The organism is Bradyrhizobium sp. USDA 4474 (genome assembly GCF_054057515.1).
Genome location: NZ_JBSRZJ010000002.1, coordinates 5,419,174 through 5,445,853 on the forward strand (window position 1 = coordinate 5,419,174; position 26,680 = coordinate 5,445,853).

Consider the following 26,680-nt stretch of genomic DNA (forward strand, 5'->3'; position numbering starts at 1 on the left):
TCCGACGCGCAGATCAATCTTGCATCTCTCCGTGCAGCTCGAACTTCGCACCATCGGTATCTTGAAATACGATGTTCACCTTCCCGCCATCGAAGGCAAGTGTCCAGGTCTGGATCTCGCTATGTCCGAGAATTCGGCGCTCGAGAAAAAAGGTATGCTGGTTCAGCCAGCGCCCTCTGCAGGCGTTGATGCCGTACGGCGCGGGCGGACTTTTGCGAAAGGTCCCATCAAGTCCCATCAGTCCGGTGAACCGCTCGATGGAGCGACCCGGCCTTTCGCTGCTGGTCGTGATCACCCACGATGAATCGGTGTCGTAGAAATTCAATGAGAAGCTTTTTGCGTGCAACGCGTTGTCTCCGAGCTGAAATGTCTTGCCCGAAATCTCCTTTGCAAACTCGGGAATACCCGCAATCGCAATTGGCTGCTCCGTTGCGGCCCGGCGGATAGCCGCATCGAGCAGTGCCTTCGCGATCGGGTCGGGAGGTAGTGGCTGGTCCGATTTGACGGCCATCGTGATGTCGTCGATGAACCGCGACACTGAATAGAATTCGTCGTCTCGCAAAACCCCCGTCATGACCGCCACAATATCGAGTCTCGGAAGCACTACGATAAGCTGCGAATGGCGGCCTCGCGCCATGTAGGCGCCTTTTTCCGGGAGCGACCACCACAGATTGGCATAATGAAAGCCGAATGAAGCCGCAATCTTTCCCTCCTGCGCCCTCTCGACCCATGCAGATGGAATGATCTGCTTACCCTCCCAAGCACCATTGTGAAGGTAGAGATAGCCGATCCTCGCCATGTCGTGGGGGTTCAGGAATAGCCCCGCTTCGCCGTCAGTCACGCCCTGCGCATCGACGCTGCCCCATTTCGCGCTGGTGATTCCAAGCGTCTCGAACAGCTCCCTCTTTGCAAAATCAAACGCGCTGAGACCCGTCGTTCTGGTGATCAGCGCTGACAGCACGTAAGGATTTCCGCTGTTGTAGTAAAAGTTGCTTCCGGGAGGGCCCGACATCGGCTGGTCCAGGACGAATTTGGTGCGGTCAGGACTTTTGTACATCCGGATGATCGTCTCATCTGGCGTATATGCCCTTTCCTGCCACGCCAGCCCCGACGTCATGTCGAGCAGGGTCTGAACGGTCATCGCGCGCTTGTTGTCGTCGACGTTCGCGACATTCTTGTCACCAAACAGATCCAGGACCGGGTGATCGACGCTGTCCAGCAGCCCATGCTGGATTTCGATCGCAGTCAGAGTGCTGACGACGCTTTTTGTCACCGATCGGAGATCATGGCTAATCCCTGCGACATAGGGCGCGTAATAGGCTTCGGCAACGATCCTTCCATGCCGGATGATCATCGCGCTGTCTTGCTTGTAGCCGCCCACATTCTCTACCAGCCGAGCTAGCATGGCCGAGTCCATCCCTTGCTCCTCCGGGGTCGACACCTTCCAGGATTTCGTCGGCCAGGGAATCTCCGGGGTGGGTTGAGCGGCAACCTCGCCAGCAAACGCGGCCGGTCCCTGGAGGCAGTGGATGGCCGCCAGCAACGCTGCCGTGATCGGGGTTTTGCGACGCATGGTTGCCTCTCTTTCGGCCTTGGGGGGGTAAGAAGCTTGGGTGTTGCCGTGCGGGTGAAACTGAGTATGACGGCAACTCGTGACAAATTCTACACGCACTGGTTGCTTCAGCGAGTTTCGCCGAGGGCGGGGCGCGTTTTGCGACATTGCGTCCCACGCTATCGGCACGGCGGAGGACAGGGCGATGTCGCATAGTGTGCCGTTTGCGAAGTTGCGCCGCGTCTGACGAGAGTCCGCTCCCCGCGCCAGAGCAGACCAGATTTGCTCAACCCGAGTTCTTCGCAGTTTGCCCCATAACGGACTTTGGCTGCCGGGATAATGCGCTAGGGATGCTCCTCCCGGCTTTTTTATGGGCTCAATTTTTCACGCGTTTCGCGCCCACTCAAGAGAACCTGCACCTGTGGCAGCAGCTTCCCTTACATCAATGACAGGAATTACCTCGGCATCAGTCCAGTAGGAAAACTTAGAAACGAAAGAGACGATGACTGTCGGATCATTCGTCTCAACCAACACGTATCCGCCGTCCCCCATCAGGTTAGAGACGAAGGCTTGGATTGTCAGTCCGTCCTCTGTGGCGAAACAGCAGTGCCCATCTTCATCGGCCGTGGCGCGCCGCGTCGGAAGACGCTATCACCACCAAAATCCGCTGCTTCTTCGATTCGACCCGCCAAGCTGTCGAACTGAGCGCACCGTCGGTGTGATACGCTTTTGAGCATCAAGCCCGGCCATCTCGGCTCGCGACAGCCTTTATTTCAATGACAAGATAACCGGACCCGCAACCGGATCGGTGACCCCGATACCGCCGCCGAGGTCTTCGAGCGCATCGCGAAAAGAATTGAGAGTGGAAATCATATCCGGCCGCGCCTTGATGCACGCGTCCATGCTTTGCCACTCGGCGATAATGCAGTAGGAGCGGTCACCTGTCTTGATCATGTTGGCATGCAATAAGCCTGGCCAAGTTGCTCCAATCGTCTTGTGCGCGTCCAAAAACTCCTGATCGCGCCCCGGCTTCACTCGAAAACGCACTGCATTGAAAGCGGTCACGGTCTTCTCCCATGATACCCTGACATTCTCGAAGACGAATCGCGTCTATGTGTTCGCGTGAGTTGAAGCGCACGCATTCGCCGCTCGCCTTGTTGCGATCACGGACCGATCAGCCCGGGCCTACTGAGTCTTGATCATCTTTGCCAACTCATGGCGCAATTCCGGGCTATCTTGATGGCCGTGTACCGCGGTGGCGTGTTGAACCGCCGCTTCCAAAAGTTCCTTCTTGGAATCGGCTGAAATCGCGACCGTGCAGTTCATCTCGCTAGGATAATCTCGGCAATCCACAAACATTCTAGCCATATCGACCTCCCTCATTGCGAGCATGCCATTCGTCCCGCCTGAACTGATCCCACGATCGTGCCCGCCCGCCTTAACTCCAAACCTATGAGAGCGACCGGCTTGATCGCTGCTCGGCAGCTTCAAATGATGGCAAGGGTCATTACCGTGCTCCGGCAGAGGCGTTATCGAGCGTATCACACATTGACGAGAGTGACATGCCGGCTCCGCGCCCTTTTCGCCTGTCCGGAGGCTGGTCGGGATGGTCGCTCTTGCCCGGTATCTTTTCGATCGGCAAGCTGCTGATCGTCATCGGCCTCCTCAGGCGTCGATGAGCACGCCACCTCCTTTGCTGTTGCGCGCGGCGCTGGCAATCAATGCGTTGGCTGCGGCCGCTGCTATCCAGCGTTCAGATCTACTTGAGGCGAGAGGGCAATATTTCGGAGCCGCTTTGCGCCGATGAAGCTTCGATACGCGGCAAGCTCTTGAAACTGGGCCAACGGCCAGATGACCGGTTCGGACTGCTGCTTGCTAAGATGTATGGCGCGGTCGGCGCCGAGATAAAGTGCGACGTGCGCGCCCCAAGGATTTTTCGTTCGATTGAACAGCAAGAGATCGAGTGGTCTCAATGCGCCCGACACCACATGGGTCTCGCTGCTGTCCTGCCATAAGTCGCTGGACCGAAACGGCGAGACTTCAAATCCGAAATGTTTGAGCAAACTGTACGCAAAGTTCTGGCAATTGGGGCTCTCGGAGATGCTTGGCAGCGTCGGCGTATTCGGATCGTGGTTTTGATCGTATCGAATGTCCCAGAAGTGCTTGGGTATCATATCCGGCGAAATGCTGTTCATTGGCTAAGTCCTTCCGGTCAGCAAAGCGCAAACTTGTCAGCTGGATCTCGCCTCCGAACAGTCTCGACCTGCTGTCCGCATACCCGCCTGCAGTTGCGATCACATCCAATCCGGCAAGCCTTCGCGCAGTGGCGTGCCTGGCATGATCGGGTCCCCTGTGGAAGCAATCATGGGCTGAACAAGCTGTGAAGAAACCGCTCCTTCTCGCCGGGCGCATAACCCTGGCAAGCGCCGAAATATGGTTCAGGCTCGTCGCAGGACGGGGTGGATCGGACCTGGCCCGGCGGCCGAGCTGGCGCGTAGGCAAAGCTCGATGCTGGACCCGGCGTGACCAGGCGCTGCTGGGAGCCAACGGCGGCGTGCCGGTGGGGATGATGCACCGGCGCCGCGTTCGCAACGCCCGACAACGCGATCAAAACGCTCAAAGCCAAAATGGAACGCATCGCTCGATCTCCGGACGCCGCAATCTCGCTAGATAACGCTCGGCCGCAAAGCCCCAACGTATCCCGGCTTCACGACCGCTCACATCCCCGGCATCACCCTGCTTTTCGACCAGCAGCGAAGCAGCGGCGCACGGTGCTGCGCTCCGCTCAGTGAGCATGGCAGACGAGATATACTCCGTTTGACATACCCCTTTTGATCCATTCGCAGTGTGACCAGAGCGGACGCTCGACATTGAGACGAGGTGGCCGTGATGGTACGTGTCCAACCACATCATTCCTGTGAGTGATGGGGCGGGCGACCAGGCTTACGGACTGCCGCCCACCGTTTGGAAATTGGAATACTTGAGGCCCCTGGCTCCGCCTCCGGACGCTTTTCAAAGTCGGCCGGGAAATGTCATGGACGTCATTTCCCTCCGTTCTTCCCCTTGACTCGGAGGCGGGCTCTTTCTGTCGAACTCCAAGAAAGAGCGTTTCGCCATGTCTGTTCTGATAGGCCGGCCCCATCGCAGGGCAAGCAATGATCGCAGAGCAGGTCATGATCGTTCGATCGCCGGACGGATGTGTCGTTACGTCGTGGCTCCCCTGATATGTGCAGCTTGCACTATTTCATTCGCGGGCACCGCTTCGGCTCAATGCGCAGCTCGCGATGTATTGCAGAACCAGCTGAAGTTCAGGACCAGCGCGACCCTAACGTCCCAACGGCCTATCAAGTCCGCCCGCGATATCCCCGCATGGAAGACGATTACAATCGGCAGCTTCGCCGACTCGATAACGCTGCGCGATGCGCTGGATGCCAAGGGCTGCAGTGTCGGTGGTCAGGCCGCCGAAATCCTGGCGCGGCCGGCGTTCACCGTCAGCTCTCAAAAAACGGATGTAGAGCTTGTCAGCGTATCGCCGGCCCAGCTCGGATTCACGTCCGATAGGGTGCCCTTGGCAAACATTTACGCGCGCGCTCGATCGCTCGGCCTTGAACTTGCTGCGGCCGAGGTCGGCCCGCAATTGCGCATCCAGTATGTCGATCAGCCCATGGGTGAATTTCTCACCATCGGAATGGAGCCGATCAGGACGTGGGGTGGCGATCTCATCATTCTGAATGTGGCAAATGGCGGAGCCGGACTGATCCTCATCGGCCAAGACGGCAGAGCCGGAGCGGATATACCAGCAGCAACTCGTTTCGTTTTCACCCGGCCGCATCACCCCGCACCGGGTCTCGAGCTCGTCGAGAAGTCCGGAACATCGCTGCTGCCGGTAGGTGATTGGTAGTCTGCAATCGGGCCCATCGCTTCCGTTGAAGCGGTGGCCGGGAGGCCGTTCGCGGGAGAGGCCTCCATCGCCAACATCCCGAGGATGACATCATGCGCCTGTTTTGCCCGACGGGTCAACGCTTCTTCGAAAAATCCGCAGGCCGTCGGGATTGCGGCAGCGCGCTACTGTGCATGGGGTCGTTTTCGAGAATTCAGTCCGGCACGAGCTCTGTCAGCGAGCGGATGATGCGGTCGGGCCTGACGGTCGAGCCTTCGGGCAGGCCGTCGCCATGCGCGTCGAGCCAGATCGCATAGATGCCGAGGCGCTGCGGCGTCACGACTTCCCACTCCAGATTGTCGCCGATCATCCAGGTGTCCGCAGGTGTGACGCCGAGCGCCTCCATCGCGTGCAGATAGGCGCGCTCCTCGGGCTTGCCGAAGCCGTGCTCACCCTCGATCTGGATGTGGTCGAAGCGATGGGTCAACTCGAAGCGCTCGACCTTGGCGCGCTGCATGTCGGCAGCGCCGTTGGTGACCAGCGCGAGCTTGACGCCATGGGCCTTGAATGCGTCGATCGCATCATGCGCGCCGGGGAAGACGAAGATCGCCTCCTCGCGGTAGCTGGTGAAGCGGTCGGCGACGCGGTCGGCGAGATTGTCGGACAGGGCGTGATGGCCGCGTGCGGCGAGCGCGGCAAAACCGCCGCGCACCGTGAGCCGCCGCGCCTCGCCGAGCTTCATCCGCCAGATCGGCTCGGCGGTCGACCAGAACTGCCGCGCATAGGCCAGCACGGCTGTGGCGACCAGCGCCGGCGGCAGCGGCGCGAGCTCTTCGGCGAATTCTTCCGCGATCGTGTTCCAGGCGATCTCGGGGCGGCCATAGGCCGACAGGATGGTGTCGTCCATGTCGATCAGCATCGCGCGGGGGAGGGGCTTCGCCGTCGTCATGGCCATTTCACCTCGGGCGGCAGCGACGACAGGATGGAGTCCACATTGCCGCCGGTCTTGAGCCCGAAGATCGTGCCGCGGTCATAGAGCAGGTTGAACTCGACATAGCGGCCGCGGCGGATCAGCTGCTCCTCGCGGTCCTCGGCGGTCCAGCTTGTCGCGAAATTGCGGCGCACGATGTCGGGATAGATTTTCAGGAAGGCGCGGCCGACATCCTGGGTGAAGGCGAGGTCGGCATCCCAGTCGCCGCTGTCGTGCCAGTCGTAGAAGATGCCGCCGACGCCGCGCGCCTCTTTCCGATGCGGCAGATAAAAATACTCGTCGCACCACTTCTTGTACTTGTCGTAATCGGCAACGCCGTTCGGACCCGTACAGGCTTCCTTCATCGCGGCGTGGAAGGCGAGCGTGTCCGAATCCTCCTGCGTGCGGCGGCGGTCGAGCACCGGCGTCAGGTCTGCACCGCCGCCGAACCACGCCTTGGTGGTGACGACGAAGCGGGTGTTCATGTGCACGGCCGGCACATGCGGATTGCGCAGGTGCGCGATCAGCGAGATGCCGGAAGCCCAGAACCGCGGGTCTTCGGCCGCGCCCGGGATCTGCGCACGAAACTCGGGCGCGAATTCGCCGTGCACCGTCGAGCAGTGCACGCCGACCTTCTCGAACAGGCGGCCCGACATCATCGACATCACGCCGCCGCCACCGGCTGCGCCGGAGTGGTCGGTGCGCTGCCATGGCCTGCGCGCGAAGCGGCCTGACACGCCGGGATAGAGGCTTTCCGGCGCGTCGTCCTCGAGCCGCTCGAAGCTCGCGCAGATGTCGTCGCGCAGATGCTCGAACCAGCTCCGGGCGCGGGCTTTGCGGTCTTCGATGACGGTCGGGTCGATTGCCGATGTCATGTCGTTAGCCTTGCGGACCGTAATAGGTGCAGCTCTCGTTGCAGCTGTCGCGGTGGATGCTGACGCGGGTGAGCTTGCCGACATGCGCGAGCCGCTCCCAGACGAAGCGCGACAGGTTCTCCAGCGTCGGTGCCCCCAGCGCCTCGATCTTGTTGAGGAACTTGTGGTCGAGCATCAAGCGCACGTCCTCGATGGACCGCTGGAGCAGGCCGAGATCGACCACCATGCCGGTCGCAGGGTCCGGCATGCCGCGCACCGTCACCTCGGCGCGGAAGGAGTGGCCGTGGATCTCTTCGCTCGCCTCACCAAAGGTCGTTCCCTTCAGCGTATGCGCCGCCTCGAAGCGGAACTGTTTCGTCAATTCCCACATCTGTCCGTTCAGTCCTATCTGATGCCGAGCGATTTATGCGTCTGCACGCTCAGCCGCCATTGCGGATGGCGCAGACAATAGTCGATCGCGCGCGCGGTGTTCTCGATGACCTCCGGCCCGTCCATCGGCTGCAGCGAGAACCGCTCGAAGGCGAGGCTCTCGAACGTCTCGGGCGCGGCGAGGGCCTGCGGATAGACCAGCTTGAGTTCGTGTCCCCGGCGCAAGACCAACTCGCTGCCGCCCTTGGGGCTGACGCAGATCCAGTCGAGCCCCTCAGGCGGGATAACCGTGCCATTGGTCTCGACGCCGATCTCGAAGCCGCGGGCGTGCAGCGCCGCGACCAGGGCGTCATCGACCTGCAGCAGCGGCTCGCCCCCGGTCAGCACCACATAGCGGTTGGCGGCGGTTGCGGTCCATTGCGCGGCGATGGTGTCGGCGAGTTCCACGGCCGAGGCGTAGCGGCCGCCGAGCGTGCCGTCGGTGCCGACGAAATCCGTGTCGCAGAACTGACATGTCGCGCTGGCGCGATCGGCCTCGCGGCCGCTCCAGAGGTTGCAGCCGGCAAACCGGCAAAACACCGATGCGCGCCCGGCATGGGCGCCTTCGCCTTGCAAGGTCAGGAAGATTTCCTTGACCGCGTAACTCACTGGCCTCTCCTCGTCATCTCTAAAGGTGCGGGTTCCGGACCTGCCGGAGCGCCTCGCCGGCGGCCATCGCTGCGGTCATGGCGACATTGAGCGACCGCAACCCTTCGGCGATCGGGATCACCAGTCGCGCATCCGCAGCCTCGACCACCGCGTCGGTGACGCCGGCGCTCTCGCGCCCGAATAGCAGGATGTCCGACGTCTGGTAACGGAAATCGCGGTAGTCCGTGGCGCCTTTGGTGGTGAACAGCAGCAGGCGGGCGCCCTGGCTTTCCCGCCATGCCTCGAATTTCGCCCAGGAATCGTGGCGGGCAATACTGACATGGTCGAGGTAGTCCATTCCCGCCCGGCGGAAATGCCGGTCGGAGACCGGAAAGCCGGCCGGTTCGATGATGTGGGCGGCGATTCCCAGACAAGCACACAGGCGAAGAATCGTACCGGTGTTCTGGGGGATGTCGGGTTGGAAAAGTGCGATCTGCATGGGCGTTACGGGGTTGGTTGTGGGCCGGAAATGTCTCAATAAAACATCGCTGGCCGCGGAATTCGTGCATTGCACGCTCCCGCGCCGTTAGCGGGCTTGCGCTCGCCCTGCAAGGGTGCCAATAGAACGATTCTGGACTGCTGTTTTCGCCTTGTTCTGGCGGCGACAAGTGAAGTTCTGCCGCCGCGGGGGGCCGCGGGCGCCGGCAGACTGTTCCGGGGACCTTGGGGGCCCCTGGGGTGGTTCCACCGGCTGCATAAGAAGAAAGGGTTGGAATCGTGACGACAGCGTCTTCGGCGGACCATCCGACACGCCGTGATTTCTTATTCGTTGCAACGGGGGCAGCCGCAGCAGTAGGGGGCGCCGCCGCGCTCTGGCCCTTCATTTCGCAAATGAATCCGGACGCCTCGACCATCGCCGCGGGTGCGCCGATCGAGGTCGATCTGAGCCCGGTTGCCGAGGGGCAGGACATCAAGGTGTTCTGGCGCGGCAAGCCGATCTACATCAGCCATCGCACCAAGAAGCAGATCGACGAGGCGCGCGCCGTTCCTGTGGCGAGCCTGCCCGATCCGCAGTCCGACGAGGCCCGGGTCAAGTCAGGGCACGATCAGTGGCTGGTCGTGATCGGCATCTGCACCCATCTCGGCTGCATCCCGATCGCCCATGAAGGCAATTACGACGGGTTCTTCTGTCCCTGCCATGGTTCGCAGTACGATTCGTCCGGCCGCATCCGCCAGGGGCCCGCGCCCGCGAACCTGGCCGTGCCGCCGTACACTTTCGTTTCGGACACCAAAATCCAGATCGGCTGAGCTTCGGACCCGCGTCCGAAGCCTCGAACCGTCTCGTCGTTTTATTTCCTCAGGATCGCATCATGAGCGGACCATCCGACTACCAGCCGAGCAATCCGGCACTGCAATGGATCGAGCGGCGCCTGCCGATCTTTGGTCTCGTCCATTCCTCCTTCGTCGTCTATCCCACCCCGCGCAACCTGAACTATTGGTGGACCTTCGGCGCCATCCTGTCCTTCATGCTGGGGATGCAGATCCTGACCGGCGTGATCCTGGCAATGCACTACACGCCGCATGCCGATCTCGCCTTCAAGTCGGTGGAACTGATCGTCCGTGACGTGAACTATGGCTGGCTGCTGCGCAACATGCATGCGGTCGGCGCGTCGATGTTCTTCTTCGCGGTCTACGTCCACATGCTGCGCGGCCTCTATTACGGTTCCTACAAGGAGCCGCGCGAGGTGCTCTGGATCCTCGGCGTCATCATTTACCTCTTGATGATGGCAACCGGCTTCATGGGCTACGTGCTTCCCTGGGGCCAGATGAGCTTCTGGGGCGCCACCGTCATCACCAATCTGTTCTCGGCCATTCCTTACGTCGGCGAGAGTATCGTGACCCTGCTGTGGGGTGGCTATTCGGTTGGAAATCCGACGCTGAACCGCTTCTTCTCGCTGCACTATCTGCTGCCATTCCTGATCGCGGGCGTCGTCGTGCTCCACGTCTGGGCACTGCACGTCGCCGGCCAGAACAATCCTGACGGCGTCGAGCCGAAGACGGAAAAGGACACGGTGCCGTTCACGCCGCACGCGACCATCAAGGATGGCTTCGGCGTCGCCTGCTTCCTGCTGCTCTACGCCTGGTTCATCTTCTACATGCCGAACTATCTCGGCGATGCCGACAACTACATTCCGGCGAACCCCGGCGTGACGCCGCCGCACATCGTGCCGGAATGGTATTACCTGCCGTTCTACGCGATCCTGCGCTCGATTCCGAACAAGCTCGCGGGCGTGATCGCGATGTTCTCGGCGATCATCATCCTGTGCTTCCTGCCCTGGCTGGACAGCGCGAGGACGCGTTCGTCGAAGTATCGTCCGCTCGCCAAGCAGTTCTTCTGGATCTTCGTCGTGGTCTGCATCCTGCTCGGCTATCTCGGTGCGCAGCCGCCGGAAGGCATCTACGTGATCGCCGGCCGGGTCCTGACGGTCTGCTACTTCGCCTACTTCCTGATCGTGCTGCCGCTGCTGTCGCGCATCGAGACGCCGCGGCCGGTGCCGAACTCGATCTCGGAAGCGATCCTTGCCAGGAGCGGCAAGGCCGTCGCCTCGATCGCGGTCGCGCTCGTCGCTGCCGGTACGCTGTTCGTCGGCACCGTGCAGGACGCCCGCGCCGAGGAAGGCGGCACCAAGCCGCCGGGCAACAATTGGTCGTTCGCAGGCCCGTTCGGCCACTATGACCGTGGTGCACTCCAGCGCGGCCTGAAGGTCTACAAGGAAGTCTGCTCGAACTGCCACGCGCTGTCTTACGTCGCCTTCCGCAACCTCGCGGAAGCCGGTGGTCCCGGCTATTCGGAGGCGCAAGCAGCGGCGTTTGCCTCCGACTACAAGATCAAGGACGGTCCGAACGATCAGGGCGAGATGTTCGAGCGCCCGGGCCGGCCGGCCGACTACTTCCCCTCGCCGTTCCCGAACGAGCAGGCGGCTCGTGCGGCGAACGGTGGCGCGGCGCCGCCCGACCTGTCGCTGATCACCAAGGCGCGTTCCTATGGCCGCGGCTTCCCGATGTTCATCGTCGACTTCTTCAGCCAGTATCAGGAGCAGGGCCCAGACTACGTCGCCGCCGTGCTCCAGGGCTTCGAGGACAAGGTGCCGGAAGGCGTGACCATCCCGGAAGGCTCGTATTACAACAAGTACTTCCCGGGCCACGCCATCAAGATGCCGAAGCCGCTCAGCGACGGCCAGGTGACCTACGATGACGGCTCGCCGGCGACGGTTGCGCAGTACGCTCACGACGTCACCACGTTCCTGATGTGGACCGCCGAGCCGCACATGGAAGCGCGCAAGCGCCTCGGCCTCCAGGTGTTCGTGTTCCTGATCCTGTTCGCGTTCCTGATGTACTTCACCAAGAAGAAGGTCTGGGCCGACTCGCACTGAGCGGCCGGACGCGAAACGAGAATGAAGGAGCCCCCGCAAGGGGGCTTTTTTATTGGACACGCGCGTGTGTTGTTCGATGCGATTGCCTATCGCGTGCCCAGCCGCCAAAGTACCGCCAGCCTCTCCCTCACAAACCATCGGAGGACACCATGGGAACCACGATCACCTTCAAGCGTCCGGACGGCAAGGATGCCTCGGGCTATCTCGCCAACGCCGCACGCGGCAACGCGCCGGGCGTGGTCGTGATCCAGGAATGGTGGGGCCTGTCGGAGCAGATCAAGGGCCTGTGCGACCGCTTCGCGCTTGCCGGCTTCGACGCGTTGGCGCCCGATCTCTACAAGGGCAAGGTGGTGCCGTATCACGATACGGATGCAGCCGGCAAAGAGATGAACTCGCTCGACTTCATGGACGCCACCACGCAGACGGTGCGCGGCGCTACGCAATACCTGTCGCGCAACGGCGCCAAGGTCGGGCTGACAGGCTTCTGCCTCGGCGGCGCCGTCACCATCATCGGCGCGGTGCATGTACCGGAGCTTGCCGCCGGTGTCGTGTTCTATGGCATTCCGCCGGAGCAGGCGGCCAAGCCCGCCGACGTCAAGATCCCGCTCCAGGCCCACTTTGCCAACAAGGACGATTGGTGCACGCCGGAGCTGGTCGACGGCTTCGAGAAGGCCATGAAGGCCGCCGGCAAGTCGCTGGAGCTGTTCCGCTATGACGCCGAGCACGCCTTCGTCAACGAGCAACGCCAGGCCGTGCACGACCGCGAAGCCGCCGAGCTCGCCTGGGGTCGGGCGACGGAGTTTCTCAGGAAGCATCTGGGTTAACCGCCCTTGGCCGTGATGCGGGGAGCTGCCCTTGACGCAGCCCCCGCGCCATGGTGAGTATCCGCCCATGAGCACCGCAGCCCGCCCATCCCGTCGTTGGTGGCGCACCTCCTAAGAGGTGGCCGGTGCGATTTATTCTCCTAAAATCGTCTGAGGTCGCCGGCACAGCGCGGCGGCCTGATCGTTTGTCCTGTGTGGCGTTCCCTCGGCAAGTTTCGTAAGAGGACCCCATGAACAGGACAGTCTTTGCTCTTCCGCCCAGAAGCGACTACGTCACCCGGGGGGGTCTTGCGATCACCCGCGTGGCCGAGCAGTTCACCGGTCACGCCGACCGGCTCGACGATCTCATCAACCTGCTCGACCGCCGCCGTGGCGTGGTATTGTCCTCGGGCACGACCGTGCCGGGCCGCTACGAGAGCTTTGACCTCGGCTTCTCCGATCCCCCGCTCAAGCTCGAGACCGTTGGCACCAATTTCAGGCTGGAAGCGCTGAATGCGCGCGGCGAGGTGCTGATCGCCTTCCTCGCTGACGTCCTGCGCGAACCCTGCGTCGTGATCTCCGAGAAATCAGCCGCGCGCCTTGCCGGTCGCATCATCCGTGGTGATGCGCCGGTCGAGGAAGATCAGCGCACGCGTCGCGCGAGCGTGATGTCGCTGGTGCGCGACATCATTGCCGCCTTCTCGGCCAATGACGACGGGCTGCTCGGTCTGTTCGGCGCCTTCGCCTATGACCTCGTCTTCCAGATCGAGGATCTCGTGCAGAAGCGTCCGCGCGAAAATGACCAGCGCGACATTGTGCTCTATGTCCCGGATCGCCTGCTCGCCTATGACCGCGCCACCGGGCGTGGCGTCGCGCTCTCCTACGATTTCGCCTGGAAAGGGAAGTCGACCGAAGGCCTGCCGCGCGAGACAGCAGAGAGCCCGTATGTGAAGACGGATCGCCAGGGTTTTGCCGATCACGCGCCCGGCGAATATCAGGCCACCGTCGAGACCGCGCGCGCGGCCTTTGCCCGCGGCGATCTGTTTGAAGCGGTGCCGGGCCAGCTCTTCGCCGAGCCCTGCGAGCGCTCGCCGGCCGAAGTGTTTCAGCGCCTCTGCGTCATCAACCCGTCGCCCTATGGCGCGCTGATGAATCTGGGCGAGGGCGAATTCCTCGTCTCCGCTTCGCCGGAAATGTTCGTGCGCTCCGACGGGCGCCGCGTCGAGACCTGCCCGATATCAGGGACGATCGCGCGCGGCACAGATGCAATTGGCGATGCCGAGCAGATCCGCCAGCTGCTGAACTCGGAGAAGGACGAGTTCGAGCTCAACATGTGCACGGACGTCGACCGCAACGACAAGGCGCGCGTCTGCGTCCCCGGCACGATCAAGGTGCTGGCGCGACGGCAGATCGAGACCTACTCGAAGCTCTTCCACACCGTCGATCATGTCGAGGGCATGCTGCGCCCCGGCTTCGACGCGCTTGATGCGTTCCTCACCCATGCCTGGGCGGTGACGGTGACTGGCGCGCCCAAGCTTTGGGCGATGCAGTTCGTCGAGGATCACGAACGTTCGCCGCGGCGCTGGTACGCCGGCGCGATCGGCGCCGTGAACTTCGACGGCAGCATCAATACCGGTCTCACCATCCGCACCATCCGCATGAAGGATGGTCTGGCCGAGGTGCGCGTCGGCGCCACCTGTCTGTTCGATTCCGATCCGGCTGCCGAGGACCGGGAATGCCAGGTCAAGGCGGCAGCGCTGTTCCAGGCACTGCGCGGCGACCCGCCGAAACCGCTGTCGGCGTTTGCGCCTGACGCCACCGGTTCGGGCAAGCGCGTGCTGCTGATCGATCACGACGACAGCTTCGTGCACATGCTCGCCGATTACTTCCGCCAGGTCGGCGCCGAAGTCACCGTGGTCCGCTATGTGCATGCGCTCGCCATGCTCAAGCAGAAGAGGTGGGATTTGCTGGTGTTGTCGCCAGGGCCGGGCCGCCCGGAGGATTTCGGGATCAAGAAAACCATCGACGCGGCGCTGGAGAACAAGCTACCGGTGTTCGGCGTGTGTCTGGGCGTGCAAGCGATCGGCGAATATTTCGGCGGCGAGCTCGGCCAGCTCACCCATCCGGCGCACGGAAGGCCGTCGCGGGTCCAGGTGCGGGGCGGACGGCTGATGCGCAATCTGCCGAACGAGATCGTCATCGGCCGCTATCACTCGCTGTTCGTCGAGCGCGACAGCATGCCTGATGTGCTCAACGTCACCGCCAGCACCGAGGACGGTGTTGCCATGGCGCTGGAGCACAAGACCCTGCCGGTCGCCGGCGTGCAATTCCACCCGGAATCGCTGATGTCGCTCGGCGGCGAGGTGGGCTTGCGAATTGTCGAGAATGCGTTCCGGCTGGATGCGCCGGTCAATTGAGAGGCACCAATGACCTTTGAGCACGATTTGAAGGCGAGCGTCCGCACCATCGCCGATTATCCCAAGCCGGGGATCATGTTCCGCGACATCACGACGTTGCTCGCGGATGCGCGCGCCTTCCGTCGTGCGGTCGACGAGCTGGTCAATCCGTGGGCCGGCAACAAGATCGACAAGGTTGCCGGCATGGAGGCGCGCGGCTTCATCATCGGCGGCGCCGTGGCGCATCAGCTCTCGGCCGGCTTCGTGCCGATCCGCAAGAAAGGGAAGCTGCCGCACACCACCGTGCGGATCGCTTATTCGCTCGAATACGGCATCGACGAGATGGAGATGCACATCGACGCGATCCAGCCCGGCGAGCGCGTCATCCTCGTCGACGATCTCATTGCCACCGGCGGCACCGCGGAAGGCGCGGTGAAGCTGCTGCGCCAGATCGGCGCCAATGTCGTGGCCGCCTGCTTCATCATCGACCTGCCCGACCTCGGCGGCGCCGCCAAGCTGCGCGCCATGGACGTGCCGGTGCGCACGCTGATGACGTTCGAAGGGCATTGAGAAATCGTGGCGATCGCCGATCGCTTCGGCCTTCAGCTCGGCCCGCCAGTTGTGCCCTGCGTTGCTTCAGCAGCGCGTTCCTGAGATAACCGCTCTCCTCGTCCTCCAGACGCTCGCATTGGCCGAATGTCGGGCCGGCGTTGCCATGAGCGTTTCAGGCGGCCTGGAGGCTGCGCGAGGGACGGTCGGTGTAAATATCACCCGGATAAAATATTCAGGGCCGCTGCAGGATCAGGCTGAGCTCGAGCTCGCGGAAGGCGAGGTAATTCCGCCGGATCCACTGGTGCAACTCGGTCGAGGAATCCTTCTCCTGGCGCAGATAGCCGGTGAAGGAGAAGCTCAGGCGGTCGATATAGGTTTTGAGGAAGCCGGGCAGCGCGGGCAGGCGGAACAGGCGGCCGCCTTCCATCGCGGGTGGCAGCTCGCCGCGAATGACGAACTCGTTGTCGACGGTGATCAGGTTCATCCGCGGGATCTGCCCGCGCAGCATCTCATGGGCGCGGGCCGAGACGCGGTCGGTTTCGGCGACGAACAGGATCTGAGGCGCGACATGCCGGCGCGCCGCCTCCTTCAGCAGGCCGATCTCGTCCGTCATCTTGAAGAACTCGTCGAAGGCGTGGAAGCCGAGGTCGATGACCTTGGCGAGACCGTCATCGACGATGACGCGGTCCATCAGCTGCATCTTGCCGTAGGTATCGATCACATCAGCGGTTTCAGTGACCTTCGGCAGGTAATCGAGCAGCGACGGCTCCTTCAGATTGACGTCGAAGGCGGCGACGTTGCCGTTCTTGAGCAGCAGGAATTCACTCAATAGCCGCGCCAGCAGCGTCTTGCCGACCTGCGGGCGGGGCGAGCAGATGATGTAAACGGGTGTCGCTGGCATCGGCTGCTATATCAGGCCAAGTCACCGCCCAATCCAGCCGTATCAGCCCGGCCTTCGCAACTATTTTTCGCTGTTGCGGGTGACGGGTTTCGAGCCGACGATGTCGGTGAGGCGGATGCGGTCGAATTCGCTCCAGACGTTGGCCAGCCAGTGCCGGACATAGCCGCGCAGCACGAAGGAGTAGTTCGCTGCCTCGTCCTGGATGCCCTTGTTGGCGACGAATTTCAGGAACGGCACCGAGGACACCTCGACCTGTTCATAGGCCATTTCGTTGAGCTTCGGAATGGTCAGCTCGGTCGCGTCCTTGATGCGGTGGAAGTAGGAATTGTAGGTCGCCTGGTCCCACTGGAAGAACTGGGTGTCGTTGATGAAGTTCTTCACCAGGAAATATTTCGCACCGGACATGAAGCCGGCCGTCTCCGCGATTTCCTCGAGCGAGGCGATCGAGGGTCCGAGGATGTGGAACACGGCGAAAGTGATCTGCCCGGCTTTGGCGGCGTCGAGGAAGCCGATGTCGCGCAGCGAGGCGAGCGCGGGCGAGAGCAGGCCGGCGCGCACGTCGATCACGGTGACGGAAGGGCTGACAGCGTTGAGCGTGTCAAAGATCTTCATCTGGTCCGCGGTCGTCGTCATGTCGACGATCTCGGTGATGTCAGGGTGGAAGCGTTTCAGCGTTCCCCGCGGCGACTCCGTATCGAAGGCGCGCGTCGGCACGTTGTTGGCGGAAAAATAATCGAGCAAGGTACGTGACACCGTGGTCTTGCCGACCCCGCCCTTGTCCGCGCCCACCACCACCACTGCCGGCTTTGCCATCGCTGTCCCCTCACGCGCCCCCGATCGCGAGATTGCAATCGGCCGGGCCCAAATCGGTGTCCCGAGTCTGCTGTTGGGCGCGAACATGGCAGAAACAAGGGAGAATTCAAATCCTGCGGCACGCAGTAGCTGCAATTCCCGGAGTTTTTCTCGGGCGCTGTGATTTCGCTGCAAATTGCAGAAGATTCACGCTCAGTGGCGACCCCAAGGACCCATGGTGTTGCTGGAAGGATTGCCGAACGGATTGCCGGCCGCAGTTCCGGAAGCGCCCGGCGCCGGCACGGGCGGTGGCGTGGCCCGGCTGCCTGCATCGTTCCACGGTCCCTGTGGCAGCGGCGGCGGGGCGTCCCGTTGATCGGCCTGCGCCTCCGATTGATCCGCGGCGGACTGTTCCGTCTCATCGTCATCGGATGGCGGTGGCAGCGGACCGGGATCATGGCCGCCGGCGAATTTGACCAGCGCGTCGACGCGGGACTGCACCGACGGGTGGGTCGCGAACAGATCCGAAAAGCCTTCGCGCGGATTGTCCAGGCACATCTCCATCACCGCGGAGGTCGCGCCCGGTAGTTCGCCACGGCCTTCGATCTTGCGCAGCGCGGAGATCATGGCGTCAGGGTTTTTGGTCAGCTCGACCGACCCCGCATCGGCGAGATATTCGCGCGAGCGCGACAGCGCGAGCTTGACCACCTGCGATACGAGCCAGGCCACCACGATCAGCACGACAGCGATGATGATCACGATGATCGCGCCGCCGCCGGAATTCTTGTTGTCGTTCGACGACGAGGACGAGCGGGACGACGATGAGGAGGAAGAACCTGACGACCACGAGCCGCCGCCGGAGCTCCAGCTCAGATTGGTGAACAGGCGGAAGAACAATTCGCCGAAGAAGCCGACCACGCCGGCGATAATCACGGCGACCACCATCAGCTGCACGTCGCCGTTCCTGATGTGGGTCAGCTCGTGGCCGAGCACCGCCTCGATCTCCTGGTCGTTCAGCGCCTTCAGGAGGCCTGTGGTGACGGTGACGGCATATTGCCGCGGATTGAGGCCGGTCGCGAAAGCGTTCAGCGCCGGAGAGTCCATGATCTTCAGCTTCGGCATGGTGATGCCGCGCGAGATGCAGAGATTTTCCAGCAGATTGTAGAGCCGCGGCTCCTCCTGCCTGGTCACGTCACGGCCGCCGGTCACCGCGTCGATCATCGACTGGTGGAAGAAATAGGCGATGACGATCCAGGCGATCGCGCCAGCCGTCGCAAAGGGGAGGGCGACGATGAGGTCGTGGAAGGCGCGGCTCAGATAATAGGCGACGGTCTGGTTGCCGTTGATGACGACCTCGGCGACCAATGCGCCGGCATAAACCAGCACATAGACCAGCGCGAACAGGCCGGCGAGCAGCAGCATCGAACGTAACTTGTTCGAGGCGATGTGCGTGTAGAGACCATACGCGGCCATGACGCGTTGTCCTGCCGGCCGATCGGCTCAGATCAGAATTTCACCTGGGGCGCAGCCTCGACTTCGGTGCGGCTGGCGCCGAGATCGAAGAAGTCCTTCCTGGTGAAGCCGAACATTCCGGCGAACAGCGCGGCCGGCATCTGCTGGATGCCGGTGTTGTATTCCTGGACCGCGTTGTTGAAGAAACGGCGGCTCGCCGCGATCTTGTTCTCGAGGTCGGAGAGCTCGGATGCGAGCTGCTGGAAATTGGCGTTGGCCTTGAGGTCGGGATAGGCCTCCGACAGCGCGATCAGCCGCCCCAGCGCGCCGGAGAGCTGGTTCTCCGCGGCGGACACCTGCGCCGGCCCTTGTGCCGACATCGCCGAATTGCGCGCCTTGATGACGTCGTCGAGCGTGCCGCGCTCGTGCGCCGCATAACCCTTCACCGTCTCGACCAGGTTCGGTATCAGGTCATGACGCTGCTTGAGTTGGACGTCGACATCGGCAAAGGCCTGGTCGACGCGCTGTCCCAGCGCCACCAGCCGGTTGTAGGCGCTGAAGGCGAACAGCACGAGGACGACGATGACGCCGAGAACGATCCAGCCGGTCGACATGGAGAACTCCTGGAAGGAAATTGGAGCGGACAGCCTAAACTAAAATGGGCCCGGGAAGAGCCCCGCGCGGAGGGAAGGTAAGACTTGGTCGGATCGGGCGCCATCCGAGTTCAAGGGAAAAGCGGGCAACGACGTTAACTTTCGGACAGGACGGCGTCGCCCCAGCGCCACCGCCGTGCGCCCGCATAGGCAGCCTTGTCGCGCCGCGGGACCTTGGCGAGTTCGACACCGTGGCCGGTGCAGAGTTTTGCCGTGATCTCGGCCTTGCCGACATCGGGCGGCGCCAGCACGCGTGCGGCGCGGATTGTCGGCGCGGAGCGAGTCAGCGCGACATAGATGAAGCGCTCGTCCTCGAACGGCACCTCGGCGCCCTTGATCTGGCGATGCGCCTGCGAACGCGGCAGGCGCTGATTGAAATGGCACCAGTCGGGCGCGACGAGCGGGCAGGGCTTTTCGTGCGGGCAGGGCGCCGCGACATGGGCGCCTGCCGCGATCAGGTGTTGGCGCAGCGCGAGGATGCGGGCATAGCCGGCGGGCGTGCCGGGCTCGATCACGACCAACGCGTGGCGCGCTTTGGCCCACATTGTCTCCGTAAGCTTGCGCTGGTCGCTCTCGCCGAGCTCGCCGATGACGTAGCTCGCGACGACGAGATCGGCTTGCGAGGCCTCGGCGAGGCTCGTGACTGCATCGCCGGGCAGATAGCGGCAATCCGACAGGCGCGTGCTGTCCTGCGCGAGTTCGAGCGCGAGCCGGCTCAGTGTGGCGTTGGCGTCGAGCAGGGTGAAATCCCGCAGCGACGAAAACGCCTCTGCGGCAGCCCAGCTTGCGGTGCCCGGACCCGCGCCGACGTCGAGCAGGGTTTCCGGCGCGAAGTCTGGCGCGATTTCGGCGAACGCGCTCAGGCTTGCGGCGACGGCGGCGTAGGTTGCCGGCATCCGCGCCAGCGCATAAGCGAGGGCATCAGCTTCGGACTTGATCGTGCCGGAGCCGCCACCGGCGCGATAGGTGGTCGAGATCTTCTGCGAGCGCTGCGCTGCGTCGTTGCGCGAAAAACCCTGCAGCCTGGCCTCGAGCGCGGCCTTGAGTTCGGTGGGGAGGGTGGGTGCGATCATGTTGGCCTACCGTCATCCGGGTGCTCGCGTCGCGAGGATCGGAATGACGGCAGAGATATCACGCCACGTTCTGGTCGAGAATGTCCACGGCCTCGGACAGGCTCACCGAGACGAGCTGGGAGACGCCGCGCTCGGCCATGGTGACACCGAACAGCCGGTTCATCCGCGCCATCGTGATCGGGTTGTGCGTGATGATGACGAAGCGCGTGTCGGTCGAGCTGGTCATCTCGTGCAGCAGGTTGCAGTACCGTTCGACGTTATGATCGTCGAGCGGCGCGTCGACTTCGTCCAGCACGCAGATCGGCGAGGGGTTGGTCAAGAACACCGCGAAGATCAGCGCCATCGCCGTCAGGGCCTGCTCACCGCCCGAAAGCAGCGACAGCGTCTGCGGCTTCTTGCCCGGCGGCTTGGCGATGATTTCGAGACCGGCTTCGAGCGGATCGTCGCTCTCGATCAGATGCAGCGCGGCCTCGCCGCCGCCGAACAGCTCGACGAACAGGCGCTTGAAATGGTTGTTGACGACCTCGAACGAGGTCAGCAGCCGCTCGCGCGCCTCCTTGTTGAGGCTCTGGATGCCCTGGCGCAGCCGCTTGATGGCCTCGACGAGGTCATCACGCTCGGTGACCAGGCCGGTGTGCTGGGTCTCGACCTCCCGCAGCTCTTCCTCGGCGCGCAAATTGACGGCGCCCAGGCGCTCGCGGTCGCGGCGCATCTTTTCGAGGTCCTCCTCGATGTCATGCAGCGGCGGCAGCTCGGCGCCGGGCTCGATCTCGGCAAGGCCGGCGACGGCCTGCGGCTCGACTTCGAGCATGTCGCGGATCTCGCGCTCGATGTCCTCGAGCCGGCGCCGCGCGCTTTCCATGCGCTCCTCGGCCCGCGCCGTGGCCTCGCGGGAGCTGGAGAGCGCTTCGAGCGTCAGCTTGGCGACGCGATCGGTCTCGGCCATCGCGGTCTCCGCAGTGGCGAGCGCGTCGGCGGCCATGCGGCGGTCGTTCTCGGCGTATTCGATCTCGGTGATCAGCGCGCTGCGCTTTTCAGCAAAGACAGCGGGCGCGTTTTCGAGTTCGCTGCGCTCGATCGTGAGCTCGGCGATACGCGCCTGGATGGTGTCGATGTGGGAGGCCGCGCTTTCCTTGCGGTTCTGCCACTCGGTGCGCTCCGCGAGGATCGCCTGGACACGGCGGTCGGCCAGCTCGGCCTCGCGCGCCAGGGCCTGCGCTTCGGCGCGGACCTGGGCTGCGATGCGGCGCTGGCCTTCGATGTCGCTGCGGACGGCGGCGAGACGGGTTTCGGTGTCCTCGCTCGAGGGCAGCTCGCTGATGCCGGCCTCGGCGTATTCATAGGCGGCCTCGGCTTCGGCCCGGTCGGCGGCGAGCCGGCTGTGCGCTTCCGACAGCGTCGCCTTGCGCGCGGCATGACGGCTGATCTCGCGCTCCGCGTTGGCATGGCGCTCGCGCGCGACGTTCAGCTCGCGCTGCGCGGCGCGCCAGGCTTCGCGGGAAGCGCCTTCGGTGCTCGCGGCCATCTGCAATTCGGACTCGGCATTTTCAAGCGCCTGACGCTTGATCTGCGCGTCGATGCGGGCCTGCTCCAGCTCGTTCTCGATGTCGACGAGGCGGGCGCGTTCGGCAAGGCGCCGTGCGGCCCCGGTCGGGGCGTGGGCGGCGGCGACAAAGCCGTCCCAGCGCCAGACGTCGCCCTCGGGCGAGACCAGCCGCTGGCCGGTCTTGAGCTGCGAAACCAGCTCGGCACCACGCTCGCGCGGCACGACGCCGATCTGCGCCAGGCGGCGTGTCAGCTCGGCGGGCGCCTGTACGTGCTTTGCGAGCGGGGTGACGCCTTCGGGCAGCTCCGGATCGCCCTCGGTGACGCCGGCGTTGGTCCAGCGCATCGGCGCCGAGGGATCGACCGGCGCGTCGAGATCATCGCCGAGGGCTGCGCCGATCGCCTTTTCAAAACCCTTGTCGACGGTGATGCCGTCGATGATCGGCGGCCACAGATTCTTGGTCTCGCCGTTGACGATCTTGGAGATCGTGCGCGCTTCGGTATCGAGCCGCTGCACGCGCTTGTCGGCTTCGACCAGCGGCGAGCGCGAGGATTCCAGCGCCTGCCGCGCGGCGACATGTGCGGCCTCGCTCGCCTGGGCCGCGGCTTCGGATGCCGCAAGGGTCTGCTCGGCGGTCTCGACCATGGCGGTCAGCTCGTCGAGGTCACCAAAGCCGCCGGTGTCGGCGGCCAGCTTCTGCTCTTCCGCTGCGACATTCGCGATCTCCTGGTCGAGACGGGAGAGCTTGTCGCGGTGGGTGCGGACGTTGGCCTCTAACTGGTTGCGCTTGGCGGTGAGGTCGGCGAGCGCGGTGGTGAGCTCGGCGAATTGCTGTTCGGTTTCGCTCAGCACCGCCTCGGCTTCGCCGACGCGCTCGTCGACGCCGGAGCGCTTCTCGACGCGCGACTTGATCTCTTCCTTCAGCTCGGCGTCTTCGGTGTCGAGCCGCTGCAGCGCGACGTCGGCGTCCATGGTTTGTTGCTGAGCACGGGAGATGTCGCCTTCGAACTGGGCGAGGCGGCGCTCGAGCTCGGCGACGCGCTCCTTGGCGCGCTCTTCCTCGCGGTCGAGCAGCTCGCGGGCATTGGTCAGGCGCTGAAGGCCTGCGGCGGCGCGCGCTTCGGCATCGCGCAGCGCCGGCATTTCGGCGGCGCGGATCGCCTGGATGCGGGCGGCTTCGGCCTGGTGCTGGGTGCGCTCAGCCATCTCGCGCACGGCGAGATCATGGGTGTGGCCTGACTCGTTGACGTCGGCATGCGCGCCGATCCAGCGCAGATGGAACAGCGTGGCTTCGGCCTTGCGGACCTTGGCCGCGACCTCGCGATAGCGCACGGCCTGGCGGGCCTGCTTCTTCAGGCCTTCCATTTGCCCCGAGAGCTGGCCGATCACGTCCTCGACGCGGGTGAGGTTGGTCTCGGCCGCCTTCAGCCGCAGCTCGGCCTCGTGGCGGCGGGCGTGCAGGCCGGCGACGCCGGCAGCGTCTTCCAGCACGCGGCGGCGCTGCTCGGGCTTGGCCTGGATGATCTCGCCGATCTTGCCCTGGTGGACCAGGGCCGGTGAACGTGCGCCGGTCGCGGCATCCGCGAACAGGATCTGCACGTCGCGGGCGCGCACGTCGCGGCCGTTGATGCGGTACACCGAACCGGCTTCGCGCTCGATGCGGCGGGAGATTTCGAGAATCTGGCTGTCGTTCATCGCCGCCGGCGCGGTGCGATCGGCATTGTCGATCGTCATCGTCACTTCGGCGTGGTTGCGCGCCGGACGGTTGCCGGAGCCGGCGAAGATCACCGCGTCCATGTCGGCGGCGCGCAAGCTCTTGTACGAGGTTTCACCCATCGCCCAGCGCAGCGCTTCGACCAGATTCGACTTGCCGCAACCGTTGGGGCCGACCACGCCGGTGAGGCCCGGCTCGATGACGAAGTCCGTGGGCTCAACGAAAGACTTGAAGCCGTGAAGGCGCAGGCGGGTGATTTTCATAAGCACGCATCTCTGTTGGCAGGCGCGAATCCCCCTGCCTGGACAATACCATGAAAGGCAATGTCGCTGTCTGGGCGAGTCGCGCGGGGCGCCTCATGCGGCGGACAATGGCCGCGGTGTGCCGCGAGGGCAACCGGCGAAAGCCGCTTTTCCCAAGGGATTTATGCCGGGGAAGATACGGCTTTCGAGATGCGAATCAGGATCTTGACGAGCGAATCAGCTCTTCAGCAGCGGGTTGATCTTCTTCGCGAACTCCTCGAACGAGGCCTCGCCTTTGATCTTCTCGCCGTTGATGAAGAAGGTCGGCGTCGAATCGACCTTCAACACGTCGCTGGCATATTTCTGGTCGGCGGCGATCTTGTCGAGCAGCGACTGGTCCTTCAGGCAGGCTTCGACCTGCTGCTGGGTGAGGCCGGCCTGCTTGCCGATCCGCGTCAGCGTCTCCGTGGTGTTCTTCACCACCCAGTCGCTCTGCTGGCGGAACAGCATGTCGGTCACCGCAAAGTACTTGGCCGCGTCGTCCTTGGCGATGCAGCGCGACAGCATCGAGCCGGCGGCGGCTTTGATGTCGAGCGGGAACTCGCGGAAGACGTAACGGATCTTGCCGGTGTCGATGTACTCCGACTTGATCTTGGGGAACACTTGCTCATTGAAGGCCGCGCAGTGCGGGCAGGTCATCGAGGCGTATTCGGTGACGGTGACGGCGGCGTCCTTCGGACCCAGCGCCATGTCGGGGAGCGACACCGGCTTGGCAACGTCGGCCGCGGACTGCGCCATTGCTTCCGAGATGAACCGCAGCGGCGACAGCCCGGCGAGCGCGGCAAGACCGGTCAGCGACAGCATCGTGGTGAAGGCGCGGCGGGTGAGGATCAAGGTCGGCTCCCGAATTGGCTGGTCTTGCCCGAAGTTCCCATCCGGGCGGCCTGTCGCTAGCTCGAAACGTGGTTTGAGGCAATGGCGAGCGGCAAGGACGGGTCCAGATTAGCCAGGGAATGAGGCTCAATTTCGCTTGATGGCGGCTCCGAGCCGCGCCAGCGCCGTCTTCAGTTCTTCATCTTCGATGTCCCCCAGGCTTTCCGCCACCTTGGCGACGGCTTTGGGGTCCGGCGGCCCGGGCCGCACCGGGCGCCGCGGACGCGACAGCGGGGCCTGGCGGAAGGCGAGCTTGCCGACGGCGCTCCAGCCGAAGAAACGGTTGACCCGCTCCAGGATCACGTCGGCGGAATGCTGGATCTCCAGCGCCATCGGGCCCTCGACCCGCAGCACCAGCGTCGCCGGCTCCTGCGGCTGGCCCTCGACCGGCCGGGGCCATTGCATCTTCAGCGGCTCGGCATGGGCGGCGATCTCCGGTCCAGCAATCTGCTCCCACCGCGTCACCAGCTCGCGCGCGGCAAAACCCTGCTTGGCGTAGGCCTCGGCAAAGACGTCATTGAGCAGGATGCCGAGCGGCTTGGCGCTGACGGGGCCGGGTTTGAAGATGGGGCCGAATTTGGAGCCGAATTTGGACATGGGCCTTTATAGCACTTTAGCGGTTTGGCCGCATGCGCTTCGCTGTCATGGCCGGGCTTTGTGCCGCCTGCGCGGCCGAAGCCGCTTCGGCGAGGCGGAGGCCCGGCCATCCACGTTCTTCCTGCGAAGAAAGACGTGGATGCCCGCGACAAGCGCGCGCGTGACGTGGAGAGATCGGTATCAGGTCGCTACAGTAACAGCATGAGCCCGAAATCCGCCCTCAAGGCAAAGTCGGAACCAGTTCTGTCGGGAGTTTCGGCCCGCCCCGCACTGCTGCTCGCCTGGTACGACCGTCATCGCCGCAAGCTCCCCTGGCGCGCGGCGCCCGGGGAAACGTCCGATCCCTATCGCGTCTGGCTCTCCGAAATCATGCTCCAGCAGACCACGGTGAAGGCGGTCGGCCCTTACTTCGAAAAATTCGTCGCGCGCTGGCCTGAGGTGATGGCGTTGGGAAACGCCTCGCTGGACGAGGTGCTGCGGATGTGGGCCGGGCTCGGCTATTATTCGCGCGCGCGCAATCTTTATGCCTGTGCGGTGGCGGTGACGCGCGAGCACGGCGGTGTCTTTCCCGATACGGAGGAGGGGCTGCGTGCGCTACCGGGCATCGGTCCTTACACCGCGGCAGCGATTGCGGCGATCGCGTTCGATCGCCACACCATGCCTGTCGACGGTAATATCGAGCGGGTGGTGTCGCGCCTGTTTGCGGTCGAGGAAGAGCTGCCGCAGGCGAAGCCACTGATCCGGCAACTGGCGGCAACGCTGCTGGCGAACTCCCGCGCCGGCGACAGTGCGCAGGCGCTGATGGATCTGGGCGCCTCGATCTGCACGCCGAGGAAGCCGGCCTGCGCGTTGTGTCCGTTCACTGCTGATTGTACGGCGCGCGCGCTGGGAACGCAGGAGACGTTTCCACGCAAGGCGCCGAAGAAGGGCGGGGACGTTGCGGCGTGGCGCTGCCTTCGTCGTCACACGCGGCGACGAACTGCTGGTCCGCTCGAGGCCTGAAAGGGGCTTGCTCGGTGGCATGACGGAAGTGCCCGGCTCGGAATGGCGCGTCGAACAAGATGACGTGGCGGCAAAACAGCAGGCGCCTCAACTGAAGGGATTGTCGCGCTGGCAGCGCAAGGTCGGCGTGGTTGCCCACGTCTTCACGCATTTCCCGCTCGAGCTCGTGGTCTACACCGCGAAGGCCGAAGCGCGCACCCGCGCGCCCGAGGGCATGCGCTGGGTGCCGATCGCGACGTTGGCAGACGAGGCGCTGCCCAACGTCATGCGCAAGGTGATTGCGCACGCGCTGTCGTCGGGTCGATCGTCCTGACAAC

General features: G+C 63.8%; 24 protein-coding genes and 1 pseudogene. 7 read left to right on the forward strand and 18 right to left on the reverse strand.

Going from position 1 to position 26,680, the window contains the following annotated elements; all coding sequences use genetic code 11:
- Positions 1-13: 13 nt before the first annotated feature.
- The 5 genes from ACVW16_RS27065 to ACVW16_RS27085 all read right to left on the reverse strand — a co-directional run bounded on the left by ACVW16_RS27065 (position 14) and on the right by ACVW16_RS27085 (position 3,747).
- Entirely contained in the window at positions 14-1,573 is a 1,560-nt protein-coding gene (locus ACVW16_RS27065) for a serine hydrolase domain-containing protein (RefSeq protein ID WP_456737859.1), read from the reverse strand.
- Positions 1,574-1,936: 363 nt separating this feature from the next.
- A complete protein-coding gene (locus ACVW16_RS27070; RefSeq protein ID WP_456738318.1) occupies positions 1,937-2,134 on the reverse strand; it encodes a DUF3303 domain-containing protein in 198 nt (65 codons plus the stop codon).
- A gap of 186 nt (positions 2,135-2,320) precedes the next feature.
- Complete coding sequence (locus ACVW16_RS27075; protein ID WP_456702061.1) at positions 2,321-2,617, reverse strand: antibiotic biosynthesis monooxygenase family protein; 297 nt, start codon at positions 2,615-2,617, stop codon at positions 2,321-2,323.
- A gap of 120 nt (positions 2,618-2,737) precedes the next feature.
- Positions 2,738-2,920, reverse strand: a complete 183-nt coding sequence (locus ACVW16_RS27080; protein ID WP_456737860.1) for a DUF1059 domain-containing protein — start codon at positions 2,918-2,920, stop codon at positions 2,738-2,740.
- A 374-nt stretch (positions 2,921-3,294) separates the two neighbouring features.
- Positions 3,295-3,747 (reverse strand): hypothetical protein, encoded by a 453-nt coding sequence (locus ACVW16_RS27085; RefSeq protein ID WP_456737861.1) that lies wholly within the window; start codon positions 3,745-3,747, stop codon positions 3,295-3,297.
- Between the two features lie 1,094 nt (positions 3,748-4,841).
- Between ACVW16_RS27085 and ACVW16_RS27090 the strand changes: the two genes are divergently transcribed.
- Positions 4,842-5,453 (forward strand): hypothetical protein, encoded by a 612-nt coding sequence (locus ACVW16_RS27090; RefSeq protein WP_456702064.1) that lies wholly within the window; start codon positions 4,842-4,844, stop codon positions 5,451-5,453.
- A gap of 193 nt (positions 5,454-5,646) precedes the next feature.
- On the opposite strand, the gene ACVW16_RS27095 is transcribed toward ACVW16_RS27090, so the two are convergent.
- Genes ACVW16_RS27095 through ACVW16_RS27115 form a run of 5 tightly spaced genes read right to left on the reverse strand, consistent with a single transcriptional unit; the run spans position 5,647 to position 8,772 of the window.
- A complete protein-coding gene (locus ACVW16_RS27095) occupies positions 5,647-6,387 on the reverse strand; it encodes an HAD family hydrolase (RefSeq protein WP_456737862.1) in 741 nt (246 codons plus the stop codon).
- Entirely contained in the window at positions 6,378-7,277 is a 900-nt protein-coding gene (hemF, locus tag ACVW16_RS27100; protein ID WP_456737863.1) for an oxygen-dependent coproporphyrinogen oxidase, read from the reverse strand. Before hemF ends, ACVW16_RS27095 begins: the two co-directional genes overlap by 10 nt.
- Before the next feature lie 4 nt (positions 7,278-7,281).
- Positions 7,282-7,647 (reverse strand): 6-pyruvoyl trahydropterin synthase family protein, encoded by a 366-nt coding sequence (locus ACVW16_RS27105; protein WP_456702067.1) that lies wholly within the window; start codon positions 7,645-7,647, stop codon positions 7,282-7,284.
- A 14-nt stretch (positions 7,648-7,661) separates the two neighbouring features.
- A complete protein-coding gene (gene queE / locus ACVW16_RS27110) occupies positions 7,662-8,294 on the reverse strand; it encodes a 7-carboxy-7-deazaguanine synthase (RefSeq protein ID WP_456702068.1) in 633 nt (210 codons plus the stop codon).
- Positions 8,295-8,313: 19 nt separating this feature from the next.
- Positions 8,314-8,772: a tRNA (cytidine(34)-2'-O)-methyltransferase gene (locus tag ACVW16_RS27115; protein WP_456702069.1), complete on the reverse strand. Its 459-nt coding sequence runs from the start codon at positions 8,770-8,772 to the stop codon at positions 8,314-8,316.
- 278 nt (positions 8,773-9,050) lie between these two features.
- Here ACVW16_RS27115 and petA point away from each other — a divergent pair, with 278 nt between their 5' ends.
- From petA to ACVW16_RS27140, 5 genes are all read left to right on the forward strand, one after another.
- A complete protein-coding gene (petA, locus tag ACVW16_RS27120) occupies positions 9,051-9,581 on the forward strand; it encodes a ubiquinol-cytochrome c reductase iron-sulfur subunit (protein WP_092227410.1) in 531 nt (176 codons plus the stop codon).
- A 62-nt stretch (positions 9,582-9,643) separates the two neighbouring features.
- The gene (gene fbcH, locus ACVW16_RS27125; protein WP_456702070.1) at positions 9,644-11,707 is read left to right on the forward strand and encodes a cytochrome b/c1; all 2,064 of its coding nucleotides are present in this window, start codon (positions 9,644-9,646) and stop codon (positions 11,705-11,707) included.
- A gap of 149 nt (positions 11,708-11,856) precedes the next feature.
- Entirely contained in the window at positions 11,857-12,531 is a 675-nt protein-coding gene (locus ACVW16_RS27130; RefSeq protein WP_456702071.1) for a dienelactone hydrolase family protein, read from the forward strand.
- A gap of 230 nt (positions 12,532-12,761) precedes the next feature.
- Positions 12,762-14,927, forward strand: a complete 2,166-nt coding sequence (locus tag ACVW16_RS27135; RefSeq protein ID WP_456702072.1) for an anthranilate synthase component I — start codon at positions 12,762-12,764, stop codon at positions 14,925-14,927.
- A 9-nt stretch (positions 14,928-14,936) separates the two neighbouring features.
- Positions 14,937-15,476, forward strand: coding sequence for an adenine phosphoribosyltransferase (locus ACVW16_RS27140; protein WP_092227414.1), 540 nt, complete (start codon positions 14,937-14,939; stop codon positions 15,474-15,476).
- A 214-nt stretch (positions 15,477-15,690) separates the two neighbouring features.
- On the opposite strand, the gene ACVW16_RS27145 is transcribed toward ACVW16_RS27140, so the two are convergent.
- From ACVW16_RS27145 to ACVW16_RS27180, 8 genes are all read right to left on the reverse strand, one after another.
- Entirely contained in the window at positions 15,691-16,359 is a 669-nt protein-coding gene (locus ACVW16_RS27145; RefSeq protein ID WP_456702073.1) for a hypothetical protein, read from the reverse strand.
- A gap of 60 nt (positions 16,360-16,419) precedes the next feature.
- The gene (locus ACVW16_RS27150) at positions 16,420-17,172 is read right to left on the reverse strand and encodes a P-loop NTPase family protein (protein WP_092227416.1); all 753 of its coding nucleotides are present in this window, start codon (positions 17,170-17,172) and stop codon (positions 16,420-16,422) included.
- Positions 17,173-17,364: 192 nt separating this feature from the next.
- Positions 17,365-18,624, reverse strand: coding sequence for a M48 family metalloprotease (locus tag ACVW16_RS27155; RefSeq protein WP_456737865.1), 1,260 nt, complete (start codon positions 18,622-18,624; stop codon positions 17,365-17,367).
- Positions 18,625-18,656: 32 nt separating this feature from the next.
- Complete coding sequence (locus ACVW16_RS27160; protein ID WP_456737866.1) at positions 18,657-19,217, reverse strand: LemA family protein; 561 nt, start codon at positions 19,215-19,217, stop codon at positions 18,657-18,659.
- A 134-nt stretch (positions 19,218-19,351) separates the two neighbouring features.
- Complete coding sequence (locus ACVW16_RS27165; protein WP_456802526.1) at positions 19,352-20,329, reverse strand: small ribosomal subunit Rsm22 family protein; 978 nt, start codon at positions 20,327-20,329, stop codon at positions 19,352-19,354.
- A 58-nt stretch (positions 20,330-20,387) separates the two neighbouring features.
- Positions 20,388-23,852 carry a chromosome segregation protein SMC gene (smc, locus tag ACVW16_RS27170; protein ID WP_456738462.1) on the reverse strand — a complete coding sequence of 1,155 codons (3,465 nt, stop codon included), beginning with the start codon at positions 23,850-23,852 and terminating at the stop codon, positions 20,388-20,390.
- Between the two features lie 216 nt (positions 23,853-24,068).
- Positions 24,069-24,725: a DsbA family protein gene (locus ACVW16_RS27175; protein WP_456702078.1), complete on the reverse strand. Its 657-nt coding sequence runs from the start codon at positions 24,723-24,725 to the stop codon at positions 24,069-24,071.
- 126 nt (positions 24,726-24,851) lie between these two features.
- On the reverse strand, positions 24,852-25,361 hold the full coding sequence (locus tag ACVW16_RS27180) for a DUF721 domain-containing protein (protein WP_456737869.1): 510 nt from the start codon (positions 25,359-25,361) through the stop codon (positions 24,852-24,854).
- Positions 25,362-25,562: 201 nt separating this feature from the next.
- Here ACVW16_RS27180 and mutY point away from each other — a divergent pair.
- A pseudogene (gene mutY / locus ACVW16_RS27185) lies at positions 25,563-26,676 on the forward strand (A/G-specific adenine glycosylase).
- The last annotated feature ends 4 nt before the right edge of the window (positions 26,677-26,680 follow it).